Annotated in this window: 5 protein-coding genes; 3 read left to right on the forward strand and 2 right to left on the reverse strand. The window is 41.3% G+C overall.

What is annotated here, in order from left to right:
• Positions 1-87 precede the first annotated feature (87 nt).
• From CHU92_RS02210 to CHU92_RS02220, 3 genes are all read left to right on the forward strand, one after another.
• Entirely contained in the window at positions 88-2,466 is a 2,379-nt protein-coding gene (locus CHU92_RS02210) for a TonB-dependent receptor (protein ID WP_094412163.1), read from the forward strand.
• A 46-nt stretch (positions 2,467-2,512) separates the two neighbouring features.
• A complete protein-coding gene (locus CHU92_RS02215) occupies positions 2,513-3,337 on the forward strand; it encodes a DUF4249 domain-containing protein (protein ID WP_094412164.1) in 825 nt (274 codons plus the stop codon).
• 110 nt (positions 3,338-3,447) lie between these two features.
• Entirely contained in the window at positions 3,448-4,110 is a 663-nt protein-coding gene (locus CHU92_RS02220; RefSeq protein WP_094412166.1) for a thiamine diphosphokinase, read from the forward strand.
• On the opposite strand, the gene CHU92_RS02225 is transcribed toward CHU92_RS02220, so the two are convergent.
• Together CHU92_RS02225 and CHU92_RS02230 are read right to left on the reverse strand one after the other, a co-directional pair.
• Positions 4,107-4,970, reverse strand: a complete 864-nt coding sequence (locus CHU92_RS02225; RefSeq protein ID WP_094412168.1) for an alpha/beta fold hydrolase — start codon at positions 4,968-4,970, stop codon at positions 4,107-4,109. The two genes, CHU92_RS02220 and CHU92_RS02225, sit on opposite strands and share 4 nt — an antisense overlap.
• A gap of 99 nt (positions 4,971-5,069) precedes the next feature.
• Positions 5,070-5,510 carry a hypothetical protein gene (locus CHU92_RS02230; RefSeq protein ID WP_129582985.1) on the reverse strand — a complete coding sequence of 147 codons (441 nt, stop codon included), beginning with the start codon at positions 5,508-5,510 and terminating at the stop codon, positions 5,070-5,072.
• Positions 5,511-5,802: the final 292 nt, after the last annotated feature.

The following is a 5,802-nucleotide window of genomic DNA, read 5'->3' on the forward strand; positions in this document are numbered from 1 at the left end:
TAAGCTGGAAATTAATTTAATACAATTTTTGTCGTGTACTTAATATCTAAGTAATAAATTTGCAACCATCAATCAAAATCTTTAATTATGACATTACCCTTTAGAGGGTGTCTCACGGCACTCTTGTTATTACTCTTTGCAACTACTACTGCTCAGGAAAAATTTACCATTAGCGGCACTCTTACCGATAGCGGCAGTAATGAAACCATCATCGGCTCCAACATCTACATTAAAGAACTCCAGACAGGCACTACAACAAATGAGTATGGATTTTATTCCATTTCACTACCGGCAGGTACCTACACGCTGCAAATAAGCAGTATTGGCTTCGGCACTATTGAGGAAACCATTGTGCTTGACAGGAACATCAGGAAGAACTACCAGCTGGCGCCGGGCGTACAGGAACTACAGGAAGTAGTTATTGATACAGACAAACCGAGGGTAAACATCAAGAAGCCGGAGATGAGCGTAAACAAGCTCACCATACAACAAATAAAGAAGATGCCTGTGGTACTTGGCGAAGTAGATGTGCTAAAATCAATACTACAGCTACCCGGCGTAACCAACGCCGGTGAAGGCGCTTCAGGTTTTAATGTGCGTGGGGGCGCCGCCGACCAGAACCTTATACTCCTCGATGAGGCTACTATATTCAATTCTTCGCACCTTTTCGGCTTTTTCTCTGTATTTAATTCGGATGCGATAAAAGACCTGAAGCTTTACAAAGGGGGCATACCGTCACGTTATGGCGGAAGGCTCTCCTCGGTGCTTGACATTTACCAGAAAGAAGGGAACAGCAAGGAATACCGCATGACCGGCGGTATAGGGCTTATTTCAAGCAGGCTGCTCGCCGAAGGACCTATTGTTAAAGACAGGGGCTCTTTTCTTATCGGCGGCCGCGCCTCATACGCGCACCTGTTCCTGAAGCTTACTGATAATGAAAACTCCGCCTATTTTTATGACCTGAACACTAAGCTGAGCTACAAGCTTAATGACAATAACAATCTTTACCTTTCAGGATATTTTGGCCGTGATCTTTTTAACATCAACCAAAGTTTCAACAACATTTATGGCAATGCGGTAATAAACCTCCGCTGGAATCACCTTTTCAGCGACAAGCTTTTTTCCAATACGAGCCTTATTTACAGCGATTACTATTATGGGCTTACGCTTGATTTTATTGGGCTTGACTGGGATTCGGGCATTAAAAACTATAACCTGAAGTACGACCTTAAACATTACCTGTCGGACAACCTGAAGCTGAGTTATGGTGCTAATGCCATTTACTACGATTTTAATCCGGGTACGGTAACGCCAACAGGTGAAACATCGGCTGTTAACTTTGACCAGCTTGATAAAAAATATGCGCTGGAACCTGCCCTGTATATTGAAGCAGAACAAAAAATTACCGAAAAATTGAATATAAGCTATGGATTACGCTACAGTATGTTCTACAGGCTTGGGGCACAAACACTAAACACCTATGCTAATGACCAGCCTGTAGTATTTGATTATGCACTAAAAATATATGAAAAAGCCGACCCTACAGGCACGCGCAGGTATGGAAGTGGTGAAACCATAGCCGACTTTAATAATTTTGAGCCACGGGTAGCAGTAGCGTACCAGCTTAATGATAACCAGTCGGTTAAAGCAAGCTACAACCGCATGGCCCAATACCTGCACCTTATTTCAAACACAGCATCTCCCACCCCGCTTGATGTATGGGCGCCGAGCGACAATTACCTCAAGCCCCAAACACTTGACCAGTATGCTATAGGCTATTTCAGGAACTTTAAAGATGATAATTACTCCATTGAAGTGGAAGCCTATTATAAAAAAATAAAAAACAGGCTGGATTATATAGACGGCGCCGACCTTATTGCTAACAATGCAGTGGAGCAGGTAGTACTCAATGGAAGGTCAAGGGCGTATGGCCTTGAGGTATTACTGCGTAAAAATTCGGGCAAGCTTAATGGCTGGATATCGTATACGCTTTCGCGGACGGAGCAGCAAACTCCCGGCAGGGTACCGGGCGAAACAGGTATAAACAACGGCGACTGGTACCTTTCAGGCTACGACAAAACACATAACCTCTCCACAACGGCATCTTATCAACTGAATGACAAGTGGTCTTTTGGAGCAATATTTGTATTACAGTCTGGCCAGCCGGTTACTTATCCTAACGGCTATTACAGGTACGGCGACCTGAATATACCAAGCTACAGCAGCCGGAATGAAGACAGGCTGCCGGCTTACCACCACCTTGATGTTTCGGCAACTTACACCCCAAAACCTGAAAAGAAAAAGGGCTGGCAGGGCGAATGGGTATTCAGTATTTATAACCTTTATAACAGGATGAATGCCGCTTCCATAACCTTTAGGCAAAATGAAGATACAGGAGCCAATGAGGCCGTGAGGCTGTCTATATTTGGCTTGATACCAAGTGTAACGTATAATTTCAGATTCTAAAATATCATTCCGGGCTACAGCCATCGGGATATTAAAATATAACATTATGAAAAAATTAATCTATATCGCCACAATCATAGCCGGCCTGTTTGCTGCCTCATGTGAAGAGGTTGTAAATGTTGACCTCAACACTGCCCCGCCCCGCCTTGTTATTGAAGCTTCCATAGACTGGGTTAAAGGTACTGACGGCAGCCAGCAGAAAATAAAACTTAGTACTACCACCGGTTACTACAATCCCGCAATACCGTTGGTTTCAGGGGCTACTGTTTTTATTACCAAAGCTGACAATACCGTTTTTAACTTTGTTGAAACACCGGGTACCGGAGAATATATATGCAACAATTTTGTACCCGAAGTTGGCGGAACCTATACCTTGACAGTGGTTTATAACGGACAGACGTATACCTCAACAGAAACCCTTAATCCTGTGCCGGATATAACCAATGTGATACAGGATAATGAAGGGGGATTCCTTAATGAGGATATTGAAGTACGGTTCTTCTTCCAGGATGAACCGGTAGTAGAAAACTATTATTTAATACGTTTTGACACAAACCGCCTGCCGTATCCTGACTATGATGTTACAGATGACCAGTTTTTTGATGGCAATGAAATGTTCGGGTTCTTCAGCCAGGAAGACCTTACTGCCGGTGATGTAGTTGGCATAAGGCTTTACGGCATTTCTGAAAGGTATTACAATTATATGGGCATACTGATAAGCGTTTCAGGAGGCGATGGTGGCGGTGGCCCGTTTGCTACCCCGCCGGCTACTGTGCGCGGCAATATTATAAACCAGACCAATGAGGCCAATTATCCTTTAGGCTATTTCAGGCTGAGCGAAGTTTCAACGATTAATTATACAATCCAATAATACTTGCTCAATGTTTAAGGTTTAAAGTTTCAGGTTTGCCCTTCGGATTATAAATAATACTAACTTTGAGGCCAACTGTAACTTTAAACCTTAATTTTTAAAACCTATTCATGTCCTCACACCACATTGTACGCGAAGACCAGGAACCTGCCCTTATTATTGCCAACGGCGCTGAATGCAGTAAAGAACTAATGGGCCAGTTGCTGGAATGGTCGCCGCTCGTAATTGTGCTGGACAGCGCTATAGAACGTGTACTGGAACTGGGAATTAAAGTAGATGTACTGCTTGGGGATTTTGACAGGGGCCTGGACCCTGAACACTATCGGGAAAAGCAATATCCTTTAGAAATAGTTTATACACCTGACCAGGACAAGACAGACCTTGAAAAAGCTTTTGATTACCTGATTAGCCGTGGCATACCTGCCGTTAATGTTATATGGGCTACCGGCAAAAGGGCAGACCATACCATTACCAATATAACCAACATAGTCCGCTACCGTAATACAATTAAGGTTGTAATGCTTGATGATCATTCAAAGATATTCCTGCTGCCGCCGAAGTTTGAAAAATGGTATCCGGCCGGCACACCTGTTTCTTTAGTTCCTGTAGGCAGTGTAAAAGGGATAAAAACGCAAAACCTGAAATATCCTCTGAACGATGAAGAACTGCATATTGGCTACCGCACCGGTAGCAGCAATGAGGTACTGCATGATGGCATGGTAATTATAGAGTATCGTGAAGGCGATTTACTGATGATGGAGTGCTTTGACTAAAGCTGAAGGGTTAGCAGCGCATCCCTTATCTCGCCATAATGTTCCCAGGGGATAAAGTGATTGGCATCTTTTATGCTTATCACTTTTACATTTTTGGCATTAATAAATTCCTTTTTCATAAAAGGCACATTGCGGTATGGCACAAGGCCGTCTTTTGTGCCGTGAATGATAGTAACACCCGCCGTAAGGTCCTTCAGCTGGGGCTGCATGTCGATAAGCTCCTGCTTAAGCAGCCATAATTCGTCGTTAGATGGGCGGAGTGCACCGGGAATAAGGTACCTCAGCGGTTTTTGCTTTATGATATAACGCCACTTTTCAGGTTTTTCCGCTCCGGGGTCCACCGCTGCTGCCAGCAAAATGAGGTGCTGATATGATAAAGGCTCATTTACTGCCATTTTTACGGCAATAGGCCCACCGAGGGAATGGCCGATAAGCACAACAGGCGTATGGTTGTCAAGTTTCTTTATAAGCCCTGCAAGTAAACGTGCCTGTACGGCAAGCCCTTCTGCCGTGCCGAAACTGCTGTAACCGAAGCCCGGCCTGTCAACAGCTATCATGCGGAACTTTTCCAGCAGCAGTGTATCGGTAAGGTACTGTTTGTAGGCATCCCAGCTTCCCGGAGAACCATGGATGAAGAACAGCGTAGGCTTTCCGCAATCACCTGTCTGTATGTAGTGCAGCGGATGGTTTTCAACAATAACAGTAGAATCAACATATTTTACGCCGGCAGTGCTGAAAAACCCGGCAGCTTTGGCCCTGCCCATACGCATAGTCATGCAGGACTGGCAAAAAACTAAATACGCAAGGAAACAAAAAGCTATGATATACATCCTTCTACTCCGGGTTTTACGCTTTACCATACGTAATATTTTTGCTTAAATATACGATTTTATCATATCCGTATTATATTATAATCGCCAAGTAAATACACCGCCTTTAAAAATAAAATAGATTAAATACTATTTTAAAAAAGTTATAGAATAAATTTTGTTTTCTTTATCAGTATTTATTGATGATGATATAAAAATAGTTTCATGATTCTTCGAATAAGACTCTACTTCTATGCCATTGTTAACTGAAGTCCCTGTACTTATATATTTAGATTTTTTTAGATCCTCTATAAGTGAAGTATAAATATTTTCATTGTACGTCAAAAAAACTAAAACTCCTTCACCGTTAAATTGAATAATTTCTTTTCCGTTATTTGATTTCCATTGTTCAGATGTAGGTTGATTATTCAAAAGAACATAATCAGAATTTTCTAAAAATTTAATGATGTGCTCTTTTGGTTCTGAATTAATGGAATCTAATTCTTTAAAGGTGATAGAGTTTATATTTACATCTGATTTGCAAGCACATAAGATAATAGTTGTTATTAACAATAAAAATACTTTTTTCATTTTGTTCATATTATTTGTTTTAGTAATCATAATGAATGATTAATTATAATCTGATTTTATTAGGGGGTTTTACCATTTAATTTTAACCATTCATTCCATGTCAAATCACTATCCGTTAGCTTATAAATATCGTTGGTTAATATGAAGCCTACCTTCCAGTAATTTTGATTATCGTAGCATCTTTCAATAAGTTTATTATCCTCCCATAATTTTAAGATGTCTATATTTTGTAGTTTATACTTCTTAATAATGAAGTGGTTTAAACTTTTATTTTATTAAATTTCTTTAGTGC

It is taken from the genome of Flavobacterium cyanobacteriorum (assembly GCF_002251835.1).
Lineage (GTDB): Bacteria > Bacteroidota > Bacteroidia > Flavobacteriales > Flavobacteriaceae > Flavobacterium > Flavobacterium cyanobacteriorum.